The organism is Citrobacter sp. Igbk 16 (assembly GCF_028069755.1).
In the GTDB taxonomy this organism is placed as follows: Bacteria; Pseudomonadota; Gammaproteobacteria; order Enterobacterales; family Enterobacteriaceae; genus Citrobacter.
On the sequence record NZ_JANEWJ010000003.1, the window covers coordinates 154,045 to 177,377 of the forward strand.

A 23,333-nucleotide genomic window follows, 5' to 3' on the forward strand; every position below is an offset into this window, starting at 1 on the left:
CTCCGCATTAACGTGGCTTATTTACTCATGGTGGCGATGTTGAAGACCTGTTCCAGCATGGGGTTGAAGACAAAACCTTTGACGTCTTTATTCATCGCCAACTGGTAGTTTTTCTGGAATAAATAGACGTAAGCTGCTTCATCAATGACGATGGTTTGCGCCTGCTGGTAATCATTGGTTCTGGCAACCTGGTCGGTAGTGGCCAGCGCGCTGCGCAGCAACTTATCGACCTCACTGTTTTCATAGAATGAACGGTTACCCGGCAAGCCTTTCTTATCCGACTCGAACCAGTAGTTCATGAACATGTACGGGTCAGCAAAGTCCGGGCTCCAGTTACCGATGGCAATGTCATAGTCACCTTTACCGACGCGGTCGCGCATGGTGGCATTTGCCAGTTTTTCCAGTTTCACCTTAATGCCTAACTTGCCGAGGCTGGCCTGAGTGGAGAGAGCAATCGGCTCCCAGTTCGGATCGTTATCGGAATACAGGAAGCTCAGGGTTTCGGGTTTGTTGGCAACGTTGCCTAATGCTTCTTTTGCTTTCGTTTCATCAAAGCTGTACTGCATGGCTTTGTCATCAAAACCCCACATTCCCTCAGGAATAGGACCACGCATCTGCTTGCCGTTACCGCTCAGGATCCCTTTCACCATCCCCTTATAATCCGTGGCCCATGAGATGGCGCGGCGCAAATCCACCTGATTGAGCGGCGCCTTGCTGTTGTTCAGGTATAAATAGGTCACACGCAATGATGGGTAATCCGCCACGTTGACTTTACCTTCCTGTTTGAGGGCAGCAAGCTGGTCAACAGGGAGTGCATCGGCGATATCAATATCTCCACGAGACAGTTGCAAACGACGGGAAGCGCTTTCTCCGATGATTTTGACCGAAACGCGTTTAAACGTGGGTTTAGGACCGGAATAATGAGGGTTGGGTACCAGTACCAGTTGTTGTCCTTTTTGCCAGCTCTTCAACATAAAGGGACCAGACCCAGCCGTATTTTGTGCCAGGAATCCACGAGCATCATCCGCGGCATGCTCTTTTAAGATCGCCGGGTTGATAATTGAGGCACCGTCATTGGCCAGCGTATATAAGAACGGCGCGAATGGTTGGCTAAGGGTAAATTTCACCGTGTTGTTGTCGATGGCATCAACTTTCAGATCTTTCGGAAATGCCTCAGCCGGCCCTTGACCGATCTTGAGCAGGCGCTCAAAAGATTGTTTTACTGCATCAGCGGTCACTGGCGTGCCGTCGGCGAATTTAGCATCGCTTTTCAGGGTAAAGGTCCATTCTTTTTGGTCATCAGACGCTTTCCAGCCGCTGGCCAAATCACCTTCAACTTCCGTGGAGCCTTTGCCGCCCTCAGTTTTGTACTGCACCAAACGTTGATATGAAGGATAAGTCACCGTCCAGTCGTTGTTATCGATTGTTACAGCAGGGTCGAGCGTTTGTGGATCGGCGGCTTTACCGATAACCAGCATGTCTTTTGGGACGGCGGCCTGCGCGGCAGGCAAAGCGACCGCCAGCGCAACGGCTAACAGAGCGGGGCGAAAAAACGAGGTTAACGCAGGTGTAGTCTTCATAACCAGGCTCCAGAATTAAAGGGGATGTTGTGTTGTTATAGACGTGACAGTGTAACAAGCTATTTGATCGTCAAGCAGCGGGTAACGCGCGGCATTCGGCAGTTCGAAATGCCACCACTCGCTGTTGATGCCGACAAAACCGCCGCCGAACATGATGGCATTGAGCAGCAGTCGATTACGCTGCGCAGCCGGAGGAACTGAAGGGTGCCAGGCATGGGAACGGTCATGCATTTCATCAAAACCGGCCCCCATATCGAGCACATTACCGCGAGTGTCCATCAGCGTGACGTCAATGGCCGTACCCCGGCTGTGATTCGAACCGATCGCCACATCCACCACATACTGCGGATCCGGACAGGCATTCCACAGTATCGCCTGCGCCTGCTGTGGGCGGTACGCGTCATACACCACCAATGACAAACCCGCCAGCTGCGCGATGCTGATGCTTTTGGCCAGCGCAGTGACGGCCTCGGAATGCAGCAGACAGCGCGCTTCCTGGTAGATAGGCGCGCCGGTAATGTTATCGGCTGTAGCGTATTTCAGATCGATATGCAGTGACGGGAATATCACCGACAAATCGACCAGTTGTGGGGTATCTGACATAGCACGTTTCCTGTTTATTGTTCGAATTGACCAAATTGTTGTTGTAACTGGCGATTGGTTTGCAGGCGTCCCGCGAGGGCGTCGCCCAGTTGCGCGACCACCGCGGAGAGTAATAAGTTGAACAGACAACTCACCGGAGCAAGCGAATCCCAGAAGTGCCCGGTGTCCGTTTTCACCTGAAGTAAATCAATGGCATAGTCTCTGGCCCAGGGGCACCATACATCCGTGATTAACGCGAGAGGAATGCCACGCTCACTGGCAATGCGGCAATATTGTCGGGATGTTGCCGAGTAAGCGCGCGTATCGGTGATCACGACATAAGGTTGATTAAATCCCGAGTTCAGCGACTCAACCCAGCTACCGGAAAGTCCTTCGGAGTAACTCACTTTCGGTCGCAGATATTCCAGATGGCTAAAAAAGGCGTTGGCGATCCCGCGGGTGGACTGGATCCCAAGAATATAAACAGCTTCGGCCTGCGCTAATTGCTGCGCAATACGTAAAAATGTTTCGCTTTGTGCCAGTTGATAGACGTGGGTGATAGCGTCAATTTCCAGCAGCAGCGATTGTTGTGCGCGATCAGGTAGATTTTGCTGCTGGTGCCAGGAGTCCAGGCGCTCGTTCATTCCCCAGGGCTGATAGGGAATAGCGGGTATTTCACGCAGGCTGGCTTTCGCATCTTCCAGGTTACGAAACCCGAGTTTACGCAGGTAACGCCCGACGGTAATGCCACTGGTTCCTGCTGCTTTTGCGATGCCGTCTGCCGTTTCAAAAGGGATCTGTGCAGCGTGCGCTAACAACCAACCGGCAACGCGCTTTTCGCTGGGCGTTAGCTGGCTAAAGGTCTGTTCTATGCGGGCAAATAACTCAGGTTTTGATGTCATTACCATCTCGCTGTTAGTTGTTTGTCAGATACCGCTTCACTGTTACCGGATTAACAATGCAGGACGCGTGCCAGGTCAGCGACAGCGCTGCGTCGGGGCTTCTTGTTAAAAAATATCAATTTTCATTAACTAATGATCAACATTTGTGCAGCGTAGTTCAGTTTTGGTGCAACGGTAGGGTAAGTGAGGGATGAATCTGCTGATTTCGTCGTAACGATCACATTGTGTGCAACATTTCTTATCAGACATCAGAATCAGTAATGTGAAATATAAATTTCAGCCATATCGATGACCGTAATCTTTATTCTTCTGACGGTGGGAGTATTATTTTTTGCGAACTACATTAACGGTTTAAAGCGCAAGTGTAGATATTATCTGGATTATAAATGGAGTACTACAATGAATAAATTCTCCCTTTCTACAGCAGGCATCCTGGTCGCAGCGCTGTTAACCAGTGTAAGCGTCAATGCAGCAACTGATAACGCTAAAACTGAAGTCACTCCGAAAGGCATGAGCTGCCAGGAGTTTATTGATTTGAACCCGCAAACTATGGCTCCGGTTGCTTTCTGGGTGCTGAATGAAGACGAAGACTTCAAAGGCGGTGACTTCGTAGACTATAACGAAACCATCACTACAGCTGTGCCTCTGACCGTTGAACTTTGCAAAAAACATCCGCAAAGTGAATTAAGCAAAATAAAAGAAGAAATCAAAAAAGAATTATCTAAATAAGATTAAGCATGTATTAAAACCCAGCCAAAGTGCTGGGTTTTGCTATTTGTGACAATGTCACTTATTTATTTTGTAATACTTAAGAAAACTTTATAAAGATATAAACTCCTGTGCCGATACTGGGTAAAAGTTAGCCTTTTGCAGAAGGAGTTTGTATGGCCTGGTATCCTACTCGTATTTCAACGCGGTTAACCATTGGCGGCATCCTGCTGCTTGCGGTGACCACCCTTGTTATTGTTGCAATTATGCTCTGGCGTGGTCAGCCACGCGTCGTTGAAATCAATACCGCCCTGATAGAAGAAACAGGGCAAGGTTTAACCCGTCAACTGAGTACTGTGCTCTCTCGTATCGAGGGCGAAACCGTCAGTCTGTCACGACTGGCCGAAGTACTGCCTAATGATGAATCTTTGTATCAGAACGTGGTTCCACACCTGATTGGCGAAGACAGCCACTCAATTATTACCGGCGGCGGGATCTGGCCAGAACCAAACGCGTTCACCCCGGGAGTAGAGAAACGTAGCTTTTTCTGGGCGCGTAATGCTGAGGGTAAGCTTGATTTTTCGAATGATTATAATGCCGAAGGATCTGCCGGTTATCACAATGAAAGTTGGTATCAGCATGCTAAAGGTCACTCACAGAACAGTTGCCTGTGGTCTGATGTTTACCAGGATGCCAGTTCCGGCGTGAACATGGTGACCTGCAGTATTCCTTATCAATTAGCGGGTAAGTTTGCCGGTGTGGCCACCACCGATATTCGTCTGGATAACGTTGCAACCTTTATGCAGCAGCAGGGCAACAGTACCGGTGGCTACGCATTTGTGGTTGATAAACAGGGTCAGATCCTCTATTTCCCCCAGGCCGATCAGACAAAATACAAAACCTTTAGCGATCTGGCGCAAAGCGCACACTGGCTGGCCCCGGTGGAAGCCGGGCTGAAATCGCTTCGCACGACTGATGGCGTAAAAACCATCACGCTTGAAAGCGACAACGTACTGAATGCTCCGTCACGCGTAATGTTGTTCCCAATGGCTGATACTGGATGGGTCGTAGGGCTGGTGACACCGGAAACGCGCATCGTTGGTCTCGCTAAAGTCATGATGCAGGATGTGCTGGAAGTGCTGATCCCGATTATGACCGTGTTGCTTGTCGGATCATGGCTGGTGGTGCGTCGCTTGATCTCTCGCCTCGATGATACTCGTCGCGCGCTCGATGATATCGCACAGGGTGAAGGCGATCTTACCCGACGTCTGGATGTTCGAGGTAAAGATGAGATTTCAGATATCGCGGAAGCCTTTAACCTGTTCGTCGATAAAATATCCGCCATTCTGATCACCGTCAGAAGCAGTAGCGTAGTGGTAGCCAATAACGCCGTCAGTCTGGCCGACAGTAACATGGAGCTGTCTTCACGGGTTACTCAGCAGGCGGCCGCGCTGGAAGAGAGTTCGGCGGCGATGGAACAGTTAAATGCGACCGTTCATCAAAATGCGAGCAACACGCAACTGGCAGATGAACTTTCCGACAACACTGCGCAAACGGCGAATCGCTGTGGCGACGTGATGCAGGGTGTGATTTCGACAATGGATAACGTCAGTGCCTCGTCTGGCAGAATGGTGGAAATTGTCGCCGTCATCGACAGCATTGCATTCCAGACCAATATTCTGGCGCTGAATGCCGCCGTTGAAGCCGCCAGAGCGGGGGATGCAGGCAGAGGATTTGCGGTTGTCGCATCTGAAGTTCGTACCCTGGCACAGCGCAGTGCCACTGCTGCCCAGGAAATCAAAGCGTTGATTGATGAGTCCGTTTCACATGTTGGCAGCAGCAGCCAGCAAATCCACAATGCAGGTGAGCGCCTGGAAGAGCTGGTCAACAACGTGCGGCAGGTTAGCCAACTGATGGGGGAAATCCGTGTCGCGGGTGACGAGCAGCGTAAGGGCGTTTCCGAAGTCACACTCGCCGTTACCGAAATGGACAGCACCGTGCAGCAAAACGCATCGTTGATTGATGATGCCGCCACACGAACCCAGGTGCTGAAAGAAGAGGCGGAACAATTAGCGTTACTGGTTTCCTCATTCAAATTACCGGAGCCTTCAGCGGCCTGACCCCACGTAAAGTATCCGGGTGCATCGTCTGCGCCCGGATAACACCAGGCTACACTTAACGTGGTTAACACGTCAGGAGCCAGAGTATGGCTGAGTTTGTCGTAGCGATGCTGGTGCACACCCCGGTGTGGGTATATGTCTTGTTGGTCTTCCTGTTATTTCGGGGGATTAAAGCCAGGATACCCGCAACCGTTACGCTGGAAAAGCTGGCACTGATCCCGGCTCTCTTTCTTTTCTGGGATGTTTACGATCTGGTCACTTACCGCGATCAGTCCATCAGCACGTATCTACAGTGGATGGTTGGTATTATTAGCGGCGTGATTGTGGGCTATATGTTGATAAACCCCGGCCGTCTGGCACGCAGTACCGCGCCACGCAGCATTCATCGCCCGGCAGATTACTCTGCATTACCGTTCATGATGTTGGCCTTTGGCATCAAATATGTACAAGGTGTATTGAATGCTATCGCTCCTGATATTTTACGCCAGCCGGTAATGAGCGCGTTGGCAATCATTACCGGTGGCGTGTTTGCCGGTGTATTTATCGGGAAATTTATCCGTTACGTCAGCGTTTATCTCCGGTCACCAGCTCCCGGCAACACTTAGCGCCCCCAACGATCACGAATATAGGTCACGGCTTCCTGGGTTTGCGGTTGGTTAAGATAGTTCTCCCGAAACAAGATAGTGCCATTAATATTCGGTTCGGACTCGTTCAGATCGAGTTGCTTTTTCAACTCCGGCACACCGCCTTGTACCGTCCAGTCCGGTTCTTTTCGTGACGGCTCACCTACTTTATACAGCGCAACGCCAATATACAGGCGGGTATTGGTGGATTTCACCACGCCAGCCCACCATTTTGCCAGAACATCATAACGCGCCGCATCACGGGCGAAAGGCCAGTACAGTTGTGGTGCGATGTAATCCAACAGACCTAATTGCACCCAGCGCCGGGTATCGGCATACGATTCATCATACGCTGCCGCCCCTCGGGTGTCGGAGCCTGCCGGATCGTGGGAGCGATTACGCCACACGCCTGCGGGGCTAACACCAAACTCCACGTCAGGCTTAATCTTTTTGATGGCCTGTGAAACCTGTTCGATCAGCCGTTGCGTGTTATGACGTCGCCAGTCTGCTTTTGAATCAAAACCCTGACCATACTTTCTGAAAGTCTGGCTGTCGTTTAGCGTCGAACCCGGCGATTCGGTATAGAAGTAGTCGTCAAACTGCACGCCATCCACCGGATAATTCTCAACGACCTCCGCCACGATGCTGGTTATCCAGTCGCGCGCGTCAGGAATACCCGGGTCCAGTACAAAACGTTCACCTGATGTACGGATCCAGTCCCGATGCAGAACGTAAACGCTGGAGGGATTCTGCGACAGCGTGCTGTTTAATTCTGCGACCGTTGACGGTTTCGTATTGACGGAGACGCGGTAGGGGTTAAACCAGGCATGAACTTTCATCCCGCGTTTGTGCGCCTCGTCGAGCATAAATTGCAACGGATCGTAACCAGGATCCTTGCCGATGGTGCCGGTCAGAGTGTCTGACCAGGGAAGAATTTTGGATTGCCACAGTGCAGTGCCGTCCGGTTTTACCTGGAAAAAGACGGTATTGATCCCAAGACGTTGCAGATTATCCAGCTTATCCGTCAGCGCTTTTTGCTGCTGGCTGATGCGGATGGCGGGTGAACTGATGTTTACAGATGAGATTGGCGGCCAGTCCAGACGGGAAACCGTTGCCAGCCAGATACCACGAACCGGCTCTTTGCTATGCTGCGGGGTTGTGACCGGGGGATGAGGAGTCACCTTCGGCCCTGGCGGTTGTGAAGAGCAACTGCCAAGTAACAGCATACTGCCAACCAGTACAGCAAACCATTTCACATTGGTTAGCGGTAGCGTGTTGCGGGAACGGGCGAGGAGAGTCGCCAGTTTTTTCTGATAATGACCTGAAAAAAAACCGGATGCTGACATCGGATTTTGCTCTTATTTTTTCTTGTTGCGGCTGTTAGCCCAGGGATCAATAGCTGGAGCGGTGGGTTCTGGTGCAACGTCATGCAGAGAATCAAGATACAGTGCTTCAACTTCTGCACGCGCCCACGGCGTACGACGCAGAAACTTCAAACTGGATTTAACGCTCGGTTCATTTTTAAAACAGTTGATGTTTATCCGTTGGCCAAGTTCAGCCCAACCATAACGATCAACCAGGGCATTGACCTGCATTTCGAGCGTCACGCCATGCAAGGGGTCTTTAGAAATATGAGCATTCATATGAAGTCCAGTTCGGTAGTTCCAGATTTTGTCAGTCGCGCGAGCGAAAGGTTACAAGAAAGCAAGGCGACCAGCAATGGTATAAACCGGCATAGCACTGCGAATGAGCACCATGCCAGCAATGTGCGCTCAGTACTCCTTAAAGGCGAGTTCCAGGCGGGCGATCAGCGGTTTAAACAGGTAGCTTAAAAACGTTCGCTCGCCGGTCTTGATGGTCACGCTCGCGGGCATGCCCGCTTTAATCTTGTAATCGCCCAGCAAACGCGCTCCTTCTGCGGAAACTTGCACTTCGGCGAGATAATAGGGCTGTTGCGTTGCTTCATCAATTAAACGATCGGCTGAGATGGTCAGAACTCGGGCTGGTACGGAAGGTAACAGCGCATGGTTCAGGGCAGGAAACAGCACGTCAACGGTTAAACCTGGGGCCAGTTTATCAATGGCGTGCACCGGTATCCTGGCGTCGATTTGCATCGGCTGTCCAGCGGCAACGATATCCATGAGATGCTCACCGGGCTGAATCACACCGCCGACGGTACTGACTTTGACATCCAGAACGATACCGTTGATTGGGGAGCGAATCTCCGTGTTATCCAGTTCATGGCGGGTAGAAACCAGTTCATCCTCCAGCATCGCCACTTCTTTTTGGTTTTCAGTTAGTTCGGACTCAACGTCGCGTAAATACTGATGCCGTACCTGATACGCTTTGATTTTTAATTCGTTTTGCTGGGATTTGAGTTTAGCAATGTTCAAAATATCCTCGGACACACTGCCGGATATTTCGGCCGCCTCGCGCTCCAGCACCAGTAATTGTGCCTTGGGGTAATAGTTTTTTTCACTCAGCGCCCGAATCGCGCCCAACTCCCGATTGATCAGGTTGAACTGGTGATCGCGGTAACCTTTTATTTTATTGAGATTATCCGTTTGCCCGACCAGACCATCGAGCGTTTCCTGAATCATGGACAATTCATCCTGCATCGTTTTGCGTCGCGTATCGAACAGTTTGGCCTGTAGATTCCTGACTTCTGCCAGCCGTTTATTACCGGAAAACTGCTGTGTCAGCATGGAATTAAATACGATTGCCTCCAGGCCATCTCTTTCTGCTAACAGACGATCTTCAATGCTTTTGGCGGAAATATACTGTGCGTTTAACGCGCTGTAGCGCATGTCGAGTTGCATCTTATCCAGGCGGACAAGCACCTGATTTCGCTTAACCAGGTCACCCTCTTTAATAAAAATATCCGTCACTCTACCGCCGCTCAGATGCTGAATAGTTTTTCGGTTATTGGATACGGTTACCGTACCGTCCGCAACGACACCCGCATCTAAAGGGGCTTGCACTGCCCAAAATAAGAAACCACCCACCCCCAGCACAATGACAACGACACCGCGAACAATAGGGGACCAGATGTTGGTATCCACACCGGTGACGTCCGCGTTATTGGGATTCTTTTTCATCTTCATGCCTCGCGCTGCTGTTCGTTGATGGATGAAGAGGGTGTTGCCACTGGTTTCAGCACGTTAGCCTGGCGCAGATGGGCGAAGACCTGATCGCGTGTGCCGAACTCCTGAATAGCGCCGTCATTGAGCAGTAAAACTTTATTGACCACACCGAGCAGAGTAGGACGGTGCGATATAATCACGGTCGTTTGTCCCTGTGTTCGCAGCGTGTTGATGGCTTTAATGAGGGCAAACTCCCCGGCATCATCAAGATTGGCATTCGGTTCATCAAGGACGATAAATGCAGGGTTGTTGTAGACAGCACGAGCCAGCCCAATACGCTGGCGCTGCCCACCGGACAACTGGTATCCACCTACGCCGAGCGGTGTATCGTACCCCTGCGGCAGGCGCAGGATCATCTCGTGTACACCCGCCAGAAGTGCGGCCGCCACGATCAGTTCGCTGTCATTTTTCGTAAAACGCGCAATGTTTTGTGCGATAGTGCCGTCAAACAGTTCAACATCCTGTGGCAGATAGCCTATCGAGGGACCCAGCAGGGCTTTATCCCACTGGCAAATATCTGCGCCGTCTAACCTGACTTTTCCTGATAACGTCTTCCAGACACCGACCAGTACTTTCGCCAGTGATGTTTTTCCGGATGCAGAAGGACCGATAATCCCCAGCACTTCACCTTGTTCGAGTTGAAAGGAGATATTACGCAGCAACGGGGCGTGTTGTCCGGGAGCTGTCGCAAACACGCCTTCAACGCTGATGTTACCTTGCGGACGCGGCAGGGTCAGCACGTCTTTCGGGGCTGGATACTCCTTTAGCAGCTCCGATAACTGATGCCACGCGCTACGAAACTGGACAAACTGCTTCCAACTGCCGATGACTTGTTCCACCGGGTTCAGGACGCGTCCAAGTATAATCGAGGCGGCGATCATCAGGCCTGGGGTAATATGCCCACCAATTACCAGTAACGCCCCGGCACCCAGTGCGACAGATTGCAGCAACACGCGAACAAACCGGCTCAGGCTGCTTAACCCCGCCGTTTTATCGGCGATCTGTGTTTGCAGTACCAGCACTTTATTATGCTGTTCCTGCCAGTTTGCTTTTAGGGTGGAAAGCATGCCCATCGCCTCGATAGCATCGGAGTTTTGCAGCTGTTTATTCAGCTTGCTGGCATTATTGATGGTTAAGGCATGGGCTTGTTGAATAGGGCGCTTAGTAGAGAACTCTGAAACCAGTGTCAGAATGAATAATAGTGTGATTCCACCAAGAGACAGGTATCCCAACAGGGGATGTACCAGAAAGGCGATAAACAGATAAATCGGCGTCCACGGAATATCCAGCAATGAAAACAAGCTGTTCCCGGAGAGAAACTGGCGGATCTGATCGAGCTCGGCTAAAGATTGTGCCGGGTTGTTATCACCGGTGGACATTTTTCTTCTAAAAGCCGCATTAAAAACTAATTGGCTGAGCTTTATATCCAGCCGATTTCCCAGTCTTACCATGACCTGTGCGCGAGCAGATTCAATCATGGCAATAATGATGTACAAACCGACAATTAATAAGGTGAGCATTAGCAGCGTCGTGGTGTTTTTACTCACCAGTACGCGATCGTAAACCTGCAACATATAGATTGCCGGCGCCAGCATAAGCATATTAATCACACAACTAAAAAACAGCAGCATCAGAAAAGTGGGTTTCGTTCCTTTTAATGCATCATTCAGTTCTGTTGGCGTATGCTGGCGCGACATAGTCTTCTCCTTATACGATCAATGAACTATTGCCATTGTTGCTGGCAAGGGTAGTCGGCATTTCCAGATAAAAATCACCCATATTAACGGTGGTCGAATTGACGCCCACTAACGTAATGGTGTCAGTGCCGATGGTCACGATGGTGTTGCCGTTATTTCCGGTGATAGAGACGCTGCTGGCAAAGTTCTCCGCGTTAATGCCTAGCAAAACGAGGTCAAGGAAGTCTTGCCCGCCATTGGGGTTACTGTCGAAACCCGTGATACGGTCCTGTCCAAAGTTGGCTCCGAAGGCGAAAATATCACTTCCGGTTCCGCCATCCAGAATATCGTTTCCTTCCTGACCGTTGAGAATATCGTCGCCATTACCGCCAGAGAGGGTATCGGCACCCGCGCCGCCAATCATGACGTCGTTACCGTTTCCACCCTGCAGGTTATCGGCACCCTCTCCGCCATCCAGGAAGTCATTTCCGATACCGCCAAACAACTGGTCATTGCCGCCCATACCGAACAGATAGTCATTGCCGCTACCACCGGTGATAATATTGGCGATTGAATTACCAGTACCGATAAAACTACCGTTCCCGGTAAAGACCAACTCTTCCACGTTATCGGTCAGGTCATAGCTGCTGAGAGTAGTGCGGACAATATCTGTCCCGCCGTTGAGATCTTCGATCACGACATCACCAAAATCATCAACGATGTAGGTATCATTACCTGTACCGCCGGTCATACTGTCAGCGCCAAGACCACCGTCCAGGGTATCGTTACCCGCGTCACCTTGCAGCGTATCTTGTCCCGCCTGGCCGGAGAGAGAGTCATTACCCGCACCGCCGACTAACAGGTCATCACCCGCGCCACCCAGTAAGGTGTCATTGCCGTTTTCACCGCGCAGGATGTCACTCCATGCGGTACCGATGAGCGTATTGGCACCATTATTACCCACGATCAGATCGCCAACAGGTTGCGTGGTTGTCGACGTCAGGATAACCGGGGGATTACCCTCATCATCTACGACAGTGACGACCACCTGCAACGTGCGGCCGACCATAGCCTGGCCTGGCGTGAAGGTGGCTGATGTTGCGCCGTTGATGTTGACGAATCCGGTCGGTGAACTCATTCTCCATTGGTAGCTGAAATTTCCGCCGCTCAGGCCATCCGCGTCGGCGATACCCGAAACCACCGCCGTCAGCGTCAGACTTTCCGTTGGCGTGAGATCATTAATCACCGGCGTACCTGTTGTTGCCTGATTTCGTGGCAAGACGGCCTGAGTTTGTGCTGACACTAAGGTCTCGGCATCGCCCATTCGGTCATTGAAACTGGCGACAACACGCAGCGGAGCGCCCTGGATAGCGCCGGGAACTCTGAACTCCACGCCGGTTGCCTGATCCTGCCATTGTCCGTTAATTAAAGCCTGCCATGTCATGGTGATTGCAACATCTGCCGCAAGACCGTTGCCATCGAGCAGGTTTGCTACGTTAACCCGTAACAGGTCACCCACCGACGGGTTTGCACTACTGATTGCCAGGTCGCCCGTCGCGTGTTGCGCCGTGACCCACAGCTGTTGACCATCGCCAAACTCCAGTTTTTCGATATTCAGCAGACGGTCAATACCATCATTCAGGTTCAATGCGGAATTGGGGGTGGCGTGATCGACTCTGAGACTACCATCTGCCATTCGGGTAAAGGCGTAGTTGCTACTGACATCGCGATACACTGCCACGTCAGTTTCCGTGCCATCTCCCTCATGCAAGATTTCGCGCACAATCGACAACTGATTCGGTTTCAGCGTACCTGCCAGCATGTACGATTTCAGCTCAGCCATGCTTTCGGCGCTGGTGAGCCCCGGCATACCTGAAACAGCAATGCGCACGTTCAGCCAGGCGTCGCCATCAATGATGTCATTACCGGCTTTACCCATAATGCGGTCGCTACCGCCGCCGCCGAGTAGAATGTCACTACCATCGTCCGGATTGAGTAACACCGCATCCGGGTTGGCTGAACGCGCGACACCGAGAATAGCCTGCAGACCGTCGATTCTGTCGGCACCTTCCTGGGTCAGATTATTAGAGAGGGGGATACCCTGAACCGGTGCAGTACCGATCGGCTGTTCCGTACCGGTCAGGATATCATTGTGTTTCCAGCCAGACAGACCTTCGACCAGGTCAAAACGGTCGCGCAGAATAAACTCCTGCTGGTTGACGAAAATCGGGATACCCAGGTCAGAGTTAGCGCCATTAGGATCACCTTTATGGATCGCCCAGTCGAAACCGGCCATACCATTATTACGCTGGATACCCGCGCCCTGAACCATGATGTCATCACCGGCTTCGCCATCGTAGTCCGTATCGTTACCCTGACCGTTCAGGACATCGTGACCAATAATGGTGCTGTTGAAGAACAGCTCAGAGTTATCACCCGCGAGTGTGTCAAACCCATCACCACCTTCCAGCCAGTCATCGCCTTCATTACCCATCAGGAAATCACCACCCGATCCCCCAAGTGCAAAGTCGTTGTCCTGCCCAGCGAAAACCTCCTGGGCATCTTCACCGACCACGACGAAGTCACTGCCCGTGCCGCCAAAGACTAGATCGTTTCCGTTCCCGGAGAAGATGACATCGTGCCCGGCATCACCATGGAGGAAGTCAGCATCGCCTACAGGTGTACCGGTGTCCGTAATGATGTCATCGCCATCACCACCGTGAACCACATCCGCTTCATCGCCGCCGTCCAGACGGTCATCACCGCCATCTCCCCACAGGCTGTCGATACCTTTCCCTCCGATGAGCGTATCGTTCCCTGCGGTACCGCCAAGCACCACATGACCATCGCCGGTATATTTCAGATAACCACCATCAGCGAAACTGTCACCGTCCACATCCGCCCCAGGATCGCGTCGTACCAACAACGGCGAGAGCAGATCTTTCAGCGGATTCCCCCATTTAGGGTCGATTTCCGTTTGCAGCACGCGGTTTACTTCGAATATATGGTCAGGGGTCTGAAACAGGTTAGCAGGCAGGTGAGAGGACCCCTCTTCACCGAGATCACTGTTGCGCATAACCAGAGCAGAAAATGAGTTGGCTTCCAGTTCGTTCAGTAAATTCAATCCTTGTACCCGACTCAAATAGTAGAAACGGTCGCCGTCCTGCAACATTTCCATCTGTGTTTCGAAGACAAAATTGAAGGTTGATCCGAGCATGCCGCCAAATTCATTTTTGCGTTCAGCAAGCCCTCCAATCCAGAAATCGACCTTATTCAGACCTGTTTCTTTGCTAGCCCATGCGCCGGTACTGTTGAAGAAATCCATTGCGTCTGCTGGCGGAGCGTTGTTGGTATCACCAAATAACAGGAAATTAACCGCTGCGCGTTTACCTTCAAGGCTGGTGGCATTAAGGATCAGTTCGTGCTGACCATAGGCCGCCATAAAGTTGATAATGGAGGCCGGGTTTTTCAGGTATGTGGTGAAATCGGCCCAACTGGTATACGGCCGAAGCTGGCTATCTCCGCTTAATGCAAAGAACTGTTCACGGGCCTGGTTCAGCGACGGCATAGCCGTATCACGTCCACGGGCAATGTTAAGCGCCCCCAAATCAAGCGGCAGGCCAATCAGGTTATTACGCAAGGCGTCAGTAATAAACTCATCAATCTCGTTACCGACTTGTCGCGTCATGCCCCGAACAATCGCACCGATTGCCTGTTCATCGGACACGGTGGCACCGTTAATTTCATTAAATGCCACTGGATTGAGAAATGCGGCAATCAGACCGATATCACCGTTTTGCATGTCAATGTCGGTACGCGCTACGGTTTCTGTGAGCATTGAATGCCCGAAGCGATAAACCACGTGCGCAAACTCAGCAAAGATCTGCGGGTTGATATCTGCCGTGTTTGAAAAGACAAACGGATCGACGGCAGGTTGTACGGTGCGAGCAAACTCCTCGAAAACGAGGTGCTGGTACTGCATTTCTGTGGAGAATCGCCCCGCCTGGAAGAGGTATTCACCGTTCCAGACCAGCGTACTGGTGTCAGCAGGGAGCTCAGTGATTTGATGTGAGGGCATCAGCCACTGGTTGATAAGGTCAATATCACCGGTTTCCAGCAGGGTGGTTTTGTATTGCTCAACCAGCCGGTTATGTTCACTGTGAAATACGGCGTGAACGGCAGTTAGTCCAATGTTTTCATTACCGCGCCCGTCACCAGTGATAAAGTGGCGATCCAGGAGTTCATCATCGTACGTGCCCGCAGGCTGTTGCCCGCCAATAACATCGTCATCATCTGCCAGTAAACCCGCTTTTGGCGCGGCAGTATGCGCAATATCATCGAGAAAAGCATGCCCGGTTCGGAAGGTGCCCTCAGGTAACAGGCCGCCATTGGCTTCAACCAGCCCACTCGTGGTAACAATCTGTACTTTTCCATTTTCACTTAAAATCAAATTACCGTAACGATCAGTCGCCAGAAGCGGCACATTAAACACATCCTGATCGGTCAATTTGATGCCGAGTAGCGTTTCCGCCTGGTTCTTGACGTCAGCCCAGGTTGCCAGCCCACCGTTAGCCCCTCCTAATAAATTACCCGTCGGCTCAGGTTTACCGTCAATTAATACATATTCACGGATAAAGATCTGATGCGACGGATGAGAGGTGTAGGTTTGGTTCTGATCGATAAATGGGGTTGTAAGATTAACGGTTTCTCGATTCTCATCGACCGTTGCCCGGGTTAATAACATAAAGTTGGTCGACGAACCTTCAACATATAAAGGGTCGTCGGGTTGCAATGGAATGAAGACGATGCCGTTTCCTCCTTTAGGAATGAGGTCCAGACCATGGTCAAAAAACTGACCAAAGAAAGTCATCCAGCCATTAAACGCCGGAGAAAGGCCAATGTCAGGAGATTGGTTGGGAATAGATAAACTGCCATTTCCGGTAGTCGTCCCCCCCCCGGGAGCATCTTTTAAGGCATTAAATACCTCCAGCGCGGCCGGATTGGAGGCGGTTTGGTCAGAAATTAAGTTACTAATAACACGAGGGTCGGCATCAATGACCGTCCCGCCAATCTGAATATAACTGGTCATCTCATCCGCATCCTGCCAGTTCAGTGCCGTTAATCTCGGCATTGTCTGATCGGCCGAACCGTATAATTCTTGGCCGGGGAGGAGATTATTCCATGAGCCATCTACAGTACGCAGTCCGTAAGGTAACAGTGGACTGGAGACTAATTCCCGTAGCATATCAGCGTTGATGCTACCATCCGGGTTAGTCGCCGCTTCGGATATTTTTATCTGCTTAAGAATAAAAGCAAGATCGTGGAGAGTGACAGTAAAGTCATATTGTGAGGCCATACGTTATTACCCCTATCTTTACCTGTATTAGCTATCATCACCCATTTTCTATTTACAAAAACTGACAGAAGAATAGGCAGTATTAGATACCTGATTGTTATTACATGCTTAGATTCCATTCCGAAAATACAGAAGATACCCACAGCGTATTTAGAGTTGTTCTCCTGAACTTTACTTCGCACAATGAGGTGCTCACCTCATTTATATAAAGGTTTGGGCGGATAGCTGGTACCGTGGGCCATTGAATTAAAAGGTTTACTCATGGCGCACGGTTTTGAGAAGGACGAGTCCTCTCAATGCTTAAACGTGTTAGGGGGGGGTAACCTCATATTACATTTCTGTTATGATCATAACTATGGTTTTTCCTTTGCCGACTTCACTCATACTTTTCTATCAAAAGATTAAATTTTCATTTCTTTACATTAAAGTTTATTACCATGCTAACGTGTTTTATAATAGTAACGTTGTAGTGTGAAATATAAAATTTAATATTGGATAAAATTCAACAAGACACCATTCCTGGCTAATGATTATGATGTTGCGGAAATCAATATAACAATCTTTGTGAAACAGAGAGGCGACTCTATCGTTTTACAGGGGTACAACAACGCTCCTCTGGCAATAAAGATTACCCTTCCAAACAGGTAACTCAATGAATAAAAATATCATTCTCATCTCCGGGATGCTCTTTTCGACTGTCGGGCATGCCAGCGCACTCTATTTCTATGAAACAGGCACCGAGGACACCGCACTGGCGGGGGCAGGTCAGGCCGCGCGCGCTCAGGATGCCGCAACCTTGCTCACTAACCCCGCCGGAATGACACGTTTACCCGATCATATGGTGACCACAGGATTGCAGGCAATGGGTGGTGATATTCCTTACACACTCAATAACGCGTCTGTCGAACAGCAAAGTCCCGGCAATGCCATGAAGGTATTCCCTAATGCCAGTCTGTTTTACACCCAACACCTGAACGATACCGTTTCTGCGGGAATTGGATTGTATAGCAACTATGGCCTCGGTATTGATTTTGGTCACTGGGCAGGCGATCGACTCATTAAAAAAAGTACGATGGTTGCGATGACGCTAAGTCCAGGTGTGGCATGGAAACTGAGTGATAGAGTGTCCGTTGGTGCCGCAGCCGGGCTCAACTACGGTTTTCTATCTCTGACCCGGAATAATGATGGCAATGATCAGACACAACACGACCATGACTGGGCGATGAACTATCATCTTGGCTTATTAATGGATTTAACCGATCAAACCCGTGCAGGTATTACCTGGACCAGCAAGACAGACTACCATTTCAATATTGATGGTAAGGTACGATTCCCGAACCAGCCCAATCTTGAGTATGATGTGCCGTTCTCTACCCAGGTGCATGCACCACAACAGGTGATGTTTAGCCTGGTTCACGATATTAATCAGCAGTGGTCGGTGATGGGCGATCTTGGCTGGCAGGACTGGAGCCAGTTTGGTAGCCCGCAGATACAGGTTAATGGTCATACAAGCGATCGAACAAACCGGCTTCAGGACACATGGCATACCGCGTTGGGTGTGCAATATCGTCCCGATGAGCAGTGGCGCATAAATGCAGGCGTCGCATTTGACAGCTCACCGTACAAAACGCAAAACGATGTCGCACTTTCATTACCAACCGGCGATGAATGGCGTTTTGCCACCGGAGCGCAGTACCAAATTACCCCGGCCAGCAATGTCGGATTTGCAGTCGAATATTTGCATATGCAGTCGGCGAACGTAAAATCAGATCCATTTGCCGGTGAATACAAAAATCCGTGGCTATGGTTTGCCAGTGTTAACTACAGCTATCAGTTCTAGTATTTGGTTGCTTTCCGCGCATTATCAATAATCACCACGTTGAACTATCTCCCGTCATATTTTCGTCTAGCACGCGCGGTATAGCTGCATTTTTACCCATATCAGGCTATCTGCTGGTGGCCTTTTCCATTTGTTCTAATTTAAATAAAAACTCATTTCTGCTTTAAGTATTGGGCAACATATGATTTTAATAGACTTATGAACTATCTTCATGGAATAACCATTGTTTCACGCCACTCAATAAATTAAAAGAATACAGGTTTTCTCATGCAAATTTTACCCCCGGTACGCCCAGAGCAAAGCATACAGCGTTTGACACAAGCACTTGAACCTATTGCGGAAAAACTCAATGTTGTTCCGCGACGACGCATCATGTGGAAATACAAAAACCAGCCTCAGCTCTATCTGTTTTTGCAAGGCGAGCTCTCTATTTTACGTTCTTCCGATGGTCTGTTGATTGTGACTGTCTATGAGCCTCATTTGTTTGGTATTGCCGAGATGATCCAACCCGTGCACGCTCACTTGCTACGTGCTGAAGCGGAATCAACAATATTACGTGTTGATGCCCATAAAGCCAGGGAACTCTTCCATCAACAAGGATTGTGGGAAGATGCCGCTGCGCTACTTGCCTATCATACCGGCTATTTATTTTACCGTGACGATTTAGTGGTGCAACAGCGTACCTATTCAGTGATACGAAATCATTTAGAGGAAATGAATCTGTTACCACAAGAGACCCGACTGCGCGTTTCTATTCTGGATTATATTCAGGAACGTACACATTTATCGCGCAGTAGTGTTTTAAATGTTGTCTCTGCGTTAAAAAAAGGGGGGTATATTGACTTTGAACGGGGAGGGTACCTAACGTCAATCAACAAATTACCTGAGGGGTTCTAAATAAGTCCAAAAATAAACTAAAAACCAATTATCAACATGGTCTAAATATCCTATTGTAGCGACACTTTATTTGTTCCAAACATAACTCTATGTCCACGATAGGAAAGCTATGAAAAAGACACTTATTACACTCATTATTGCTAACGCTTTTACCGCAACAACCGCCTTTGCTGCTGCCGATGTCGGTACCTGGTATGCGGGGGGGAAATTTGGTTGGTCACATTATTTTGACTCCAGCACGACGCAACAAGCCAATGACCATGGGGATAAATACGGCAATGTGGGTTTTGATAGTGATAATGTGGGTGGCGGTGTATTTACCGGTTATCAAATTACACCGTGGCTTGCCGTCGAAGGTGGCTACGATTACTTAGGTAATATGCAATTCAATGGCAGGAATGGTGCATCAGGTTCGCAAATGAAAAGCCAGGGGTTGCAAGTAACGATGAAAGCAAGTTATGGTCTGACCGATGCCTGGGATATTTATGGTCGGGCAGGGGCGATGGGATATCGCGCAGAATCTGATATTAAAGGAAGTAACCATTTTGACACGGGTATACGTCCGGTAGTCGCGGTGGGTACGGAGTATGCGTTCAATAAAAACTGGGCTGGACGCCTTGAATATCAATGGGTAAGCAACGTGGGCAACGAAAACCAGATTGGTGCCAGCAGCGATATCAGTTCAGTAACGGCAGGGGTATCTTACCGTTTTGGCCAGCATGACTGAGTAGATTAGTAGAACGCAGGACAATGCTTTAATTACGCAATGTAGAAAAAGCCTCCTCATTATTATTGAGGAGGCTTTTTTATTACTCAAATAATGTGGTAACAGTTTGATTGATGCTTAACAGCCCAGTTCTATTCTGCTCTCTATAATAGTAGTCATTCATCTGTTGCATTTGCTCAAGCTTGGTTAAAGAGGTATATACCTGATGAGTCTCACTGTGAACATCAAAAATATCACGCGATTTAACATCCTGAAGATATTCACTTTTTAGTGATATCGCAATATTGTCAATTTGCTGTTTATTTTTTTGATATAACGATCTGTACAGTTCAGGATTAGCAGATGGTGATGTGGCTTCCTGTTGTACAACTGGAATAATCATGTTGTTAATTTTGCTCACCGGTGCCGGTGGTGCCGAATTACAGGCAGAGAGTGTGCCAATGAAAAAGATAAAGTAGAGTTTGCGCATGTGCTTTATATAGACAGTAAGTGGATGCCTGCCATTATCTTTTTTAACAGGTGTGCGTCCACAACTATAATGTTTAAAAATAAATAAGTTAAAATTTAAAATTAAACACTGTTTCGTTTTTCGCTAGAAGATGAGCGTGATAGCCTTTGATTATTGAATTATGTTCATCATCAGCATGCAACGATTTTAAAACCAATCAGCGATCAAATATGCAGAACACTTTTCTGCACATTAATATGTTATTAGCCGAGGATTTATGAAACTTAATAAAGTAGTTGGTTATATGGTTATGGCGGGTGTGTGTTCTGCATCGTTAATATCACTTCCTGCGATGGCACAAGAGGTGGCGAAAGAGGCCACGGCACAGACTAAAAGTGCGAATGATGCGTTGTACGGACAACTCCCGTTCACGGATAAAACCGATTTTTCTAATGCTCACAAAGGCTTTATTGCGCCACTGCCACAAGAATTGATTAAGGGGAAACAAGGGAATACCGTCTGGAATCCGCAGCAGTACGCCTTCATTAAAGAGGGCGATAAAGCGCCGGATACGGTGAATCCGAGCCTGTGGCGCCAGTCACAATTGATCAATATCGGCGGTTTGTTTGAAGTCACTGATGGCGTTTATCAGATCCGCAATCTGGATCTTTCGAACATGACCATTATGGAAGGTAAAGAAGGCATTACCGTTATTGACCCGTTGGTTTCGGCAGAAACGGCTAAAGTAGGAATGGATCTCTATTACCAGAATCGGGGCAAAAGACCTGTTGTTGCTGTTATTTATACCCACAGCCATGTTGACCATTACGGCGGTGTGCGTAGTGTTGTCGATGAAGCTGATGTGAAATCCGGCAAAGTAAAAGTATATGCACCGGCTGGCTTTATGAAAGAAGCCGTGTCGGAAAACATTATGGCGGGGAATGCGATGAGTCGCCGCGCCAGCTATATGTATGGCAACCTGCTGAAGCCCGATGCGAAAGGTCAGGTAGGCGCTGGTCTTGGTACGACGACCTCCGCCGGCACGGTAACGTTGATTGAACCCACTAACTACATCACTCATACCGGACAGAAAGAAGTTATCGATGGTCTGACTTATGACTTTATGATGGCCCCGGGTTCGGAGGCACCGTCAGAAATGCTGTGGTATGTGGAAGAAAAGGGGATGATTGAAGCGGCGGAGGATGTCACACATACCTTGCACAACACTTATTCACTGCGCGGCGCGAAGATCCGCGATCCGCTGGCATGGTCGAAATATATCAATGACGTCATTACTCGCTGGGGGGGGAAATCGAACATTATTATTGCTCAGCACCACTGGCCAACCTGGGGGAATGACAATGTGGTGAAGTTAATGAAGAGTCAGCGTGATATGTACCGCTATATTAACGATCAAACTTTGCGCATGGCAAACCAGGGGCTGACCCGCGATGAAATCGCCGCCAATTTCAAATTGCCATCCGGTCTGGCAAAATCATGGGCCAGCCGAGGGTATTACGGTTCAGTGAGTCATGACGTGAAAGCAACATATGTCTTTTACTTAGGCTGGTTTAACGGTAACCCGGCAACCCTCGATGAACTTCCGCCTGTTGATGCAGCGAAAAAGTATGTCGATTACATGGGGGGAGCGGATGCCATTATGCAAAAAGCAAAAGCTGACTATGCTCAGGGGAATTACCGCTGGGTAGCGCAAGTGACTAACAAGATAGTCTTTGCCGATCCGCATAATAAAGACGCGCGCAACCTGGAAGCCGATGCACTTGAACAGATGGGGTACCAGGCAGAGTCTGGCCCGTGGCGCAATTTCTATCTGACCGGTGCACAGGAATTACGTAACGGTGTAGTGAAAGGTGCGACACCCAATACGGCCAGTCCGGATACGGTTAAAGCTATGTCGCCAGAGATGTTCTTTGATTATCTGGCGGTACATATCAATGGTGAAAAAGCGGCAAATGCGAAAGCAGTCTTTAACGTTGATTTGGGGAGCGATGGCGGAAAATATAAGCTGGAACTGGAAAATGGCGTGCTTAACCATAGCGCTAATGCACAGGCCAGCGATGCAGATGCTTCCATTGTTTTGAACCGTGCAACCCTCAACAAAATCATTCTTAAGGAAGAGTCGCTGAAACAGGCGAAAGAGAAGGGCGAAGTGACTATTACCGGCAACCAGGCTAAAGTTGATGAATTCCTCAGCTATTTAGATAGTTTTGATTTCTGGTTTAATATCGTAACCCCCTGATTTTAGAGATAAATGATAAGACCCGCCATAACAGGCGGGTTTTTTATTCTCTGGGGTTGTGCTTGATTCAAGTCCATTAGCAATGGGTGTTCAAAGATGCTGTGTGCGTATTTCTACCTTAGAGGACCAAGTGGGTAGAAAGGTCATCATGGTATATGCCATTGATGGCAAGGCCAGGGGGTTCTGTTTGGTACGCATTAATTGAATTTAACATAATATACATTATGCGCACTAACATAGTGAACGGTAAAATCTGGTGTATTTGGTTCATCATTGTGCTGGTCATTGATAACGTCTAACAGCGCTGTTGATGGATTCATACTGTTCACCGACTACCATTCAAACCATACACTTTACCCATACGTCAAATCATTGACGTTGCAATTGCTCACTCACTCCTTTTCGTGTACAACCAAGGTACAACACAAACCTGTGCCCCTGGAATTTCACAGCATCGGACCATACAACACA

Annotated in this window: 16 protein-coding genes; 7 read left to right on the forward strand and 9 right to left on the reverse strand. The window is 49.3% G+C overall.

The features are described from left to right. Nucleotides 1-17: 17 nt before the first annotated feature. From NNO03_RS03735 to NNO03_RS03745, 3 genes are read right to left on the reverse strand one after another with little or no spacing between them, the layout of a single operon-like run. Nucleotides 18-1,580 carry an ABC transporter substrate-binding protein gene (locus tag NNO03_RS03735; RefSeq protein ID WP_271448850.1) on the reverse strand — a complete coding sequence of 521 codons (1,563 nt, stop codon included), beginning with the start codon at nt 1,578-1,580 and terminating at the stop codon, nt 18-20. A 15-nt stretch (nt 1,581-1,595) separates the two neighbouring features. Further along, a complete protein-coding gene (gene ddpX / locus NNO03_RS03740; protein ID WP_271442384.1) occupies nt 1,596-2,183 on the reverse strand; it encodes a D-alanyl-D-alanine dipeptidase in 588 nt (195 codons plus the stop codon). 14 nt (nt 2,184-2,197) lie between these two features. Further along, nucleotides 2,198-3,064, reverse strand: a complete 867-nt coding sequence (locus NNO03_RS03745) for a MurR/RpiR family transcriptional regulator (RefSeq protein WP_271448851.1) — start codon at nt 3,062-3,064, stop codon at nt 2,198-2,200. Between the two features lie 399 nt (nt 3,065-3,463). On the opposite strand from NNO03_RS03745, the gene hdeB reads away from it, so the two are divergent. From hdeB to NNO03_RS03760, 3 genes are all read left to right on the forward strand, one after another. Further along, entirely contained in the window at nt 3,464-3,793 is a 330-nt protein-coding gene (hdeB, locus tag NNO03_RS03750; protein WP_005122660.1) for an acid-activated periplasmic chaperone HdeB, read from the forward strand. 155 nt (nt 3,794-3,948) lie between these two features. After that, nucleotides 3,949-5,892 carry a methyl-accepting chemotaxis protein gene (locus NNO03_RS03755; protein WP_271448852.1) on the forward strand — a complete coding sequence of 648 codons (1,944 nt, stop codon included), beginning with the start codon at nt 3,949-3,951 and terminating at the stop codon, nt 5,890-5,892. An 86-nt stretch (nt 5,893-5,978) separates the two neighbouring features. Continuing rightward, nucleotides 5,979-6,497: a hypothetical protein gene (locus NNO03_RS03760; protein ID WP_271442666.1), complete on the forward strand. Its 519-nt coding sequence runs from the start codon at nt 5,979-5,981 to the stop codon at nt 6,495-6,497. On the opposite strand, the gene NNO03_RS03765 is transcribed toward NNO03_RS03760, so the two are convergent. The 5 genes from NNO03_RS03765 to NNO03_RS03785 all read right to left on the reverse strand — a co-directional run bounded on the left by NNO03_RS03765 (nt 6,494) and on the right by NNO03_RS03785 (nt 16,690). Continuing rightward, a complete protein-coding gene (locus NNO03_RS03765) occupies nt 6,494-7,861 on the reverse strand; it encodes a glycoside hydrolase family 10 protein (protein ID WP_271448853.1) in 1,368 nt (455 codons plus the stop codon). The two genes, NNO03_RS03760 and NNO03_RS03765, sit on opposite strands and share 4 nt — an antisense overlap. A 12-nt stretch (nt 7,862-7,873) precedes the next feature. Next, nucleotides 7,874-8,158, reverse strand: coding sequence for a VF530 family DNA-binding protein (locus tag NNO03_RS03770; protein ID WP_137383067.1), 285 nt, complete (start codon nt 8,156-8,158; stop codon nt 7,874-7,876). A 129-nt stretch (nt 8,159-8,287) separates the two neighbouring features. After that, nucleotides 8,288-9,613: an HlyD family type I secretion periplasmic adaptor subunit gene (locus NNO03_RS03775; RefSeq protein ID WP_271448854.1), complete on the reverse strand. Its 1,326-nt coding sequence runs from the start codon at nt 9,611-9,613 to the stop codon at nt 8,288-8,290. 2 nt (nt 9,614-9,615) lie between these two features. Next, complete coding sequence (locus tag NNO03_RS03780) at nt 9,616-11,355, reverse strand: type I secretion system permease/ATPase (protein ID WP_271448855.1); 1,740 nt, start codon at nt 11,353-11,355, stop codon at nt 9,616-9,618. A gap of 10 nt (nt 11,356-11,365) precedes the next feature. Then, the gene (locus tag NNO03_RS03785) at nt 11,366-16,690 is read right to left on the reverse strand and encodes a peroxidase family protein (protein WP_271448856.1); all 5,325 of its coding nucleotides are present in this window, start codon (nt 16,688-16,690) and stop codon (nt 11,366-11,368) included. A 652-nt stretch (nt 16,691-17,342) separates the two neighbouring features. Between NNO03_RS03785 and NNO03_RS03790 the strand changes: the two genes are divergently transcribed. The 3 genes from NNO03_RS03790 (at nt 17,343) to NNO03_RS03800 (ending at nt 20,154) form a co-directional block, all read left to right on the forward strand. Further along, nucleotides 17,343-18,530: an OmpP1/FadL family transporter gene (locus NNO03_RS03790; RefSeq protein ID WP_271448857.1), complete on the forward strand. Its 1,188-nt coding sequence runs from the start codon at nt 17,343-17,345 to the stop codon at nt 18,528-18,530. A gap of 267 nt (nt 18,531-18,797) precedes the next feature. Next, nucleotides 18,798-19,427: a winged helix-turn-helix transcriptional regulator gene (locus NNO03_RS03795; protein ID WP_271442849.1), complete on the forward strand. Its 630-nt coding sequence runs from the start codon at nt 18,798-18,800 to the stop codon at nt 19,425-19,427. A 109-nt stretch (nt 19,428-19,536) separates the two neighbouring features. Beyond that, nucleotides 19,537-20,154 (forward strand): outer membrane beta-barrel protein, encoded by a 618-nt coding sequence (locus tag NNO03_RS03800; protein ID WP_271448858.1) that lies wholly within the window; start codon nt 19,537-19,539, stop codon nt 20,152-20,154. An 82-nt stretch (nt 20,155-20,236) separates the two neighbouring features. Here the strand turns inward: NNO03_RS03800 and NNO03_RS03805 are convergent, their stop codons facing one another. After that, nucleotides 20,237-20,623: a hypothetical protein gene (locus NNO03_RS03805; RefSeq protein WP_271448859.1), complete on the reverse strand. Its 387-nt coding sequence runs from the start codon at nt 20,621-20,623 to the stop codon at nt 20,237-20,239. A gap of 256 nt (nt 20,624-20,879) precedes the next feature. On the opposite strand from NNO03_RS03805, the gene NNO03_RS03810 reads away from it, so the two are divergent. Further along, a complete protein-coding gene (locus NNO03_RS03810; protein WP_271448860.1) occupies nt 20,880-22,862 on the forward strand; it encodes an alkyl/aryl-sulfatase in 1,983 nt (660 codons plus the stop codon). Nucleotides 22,863-23,333: the final 471 nt, after the last annotated feature.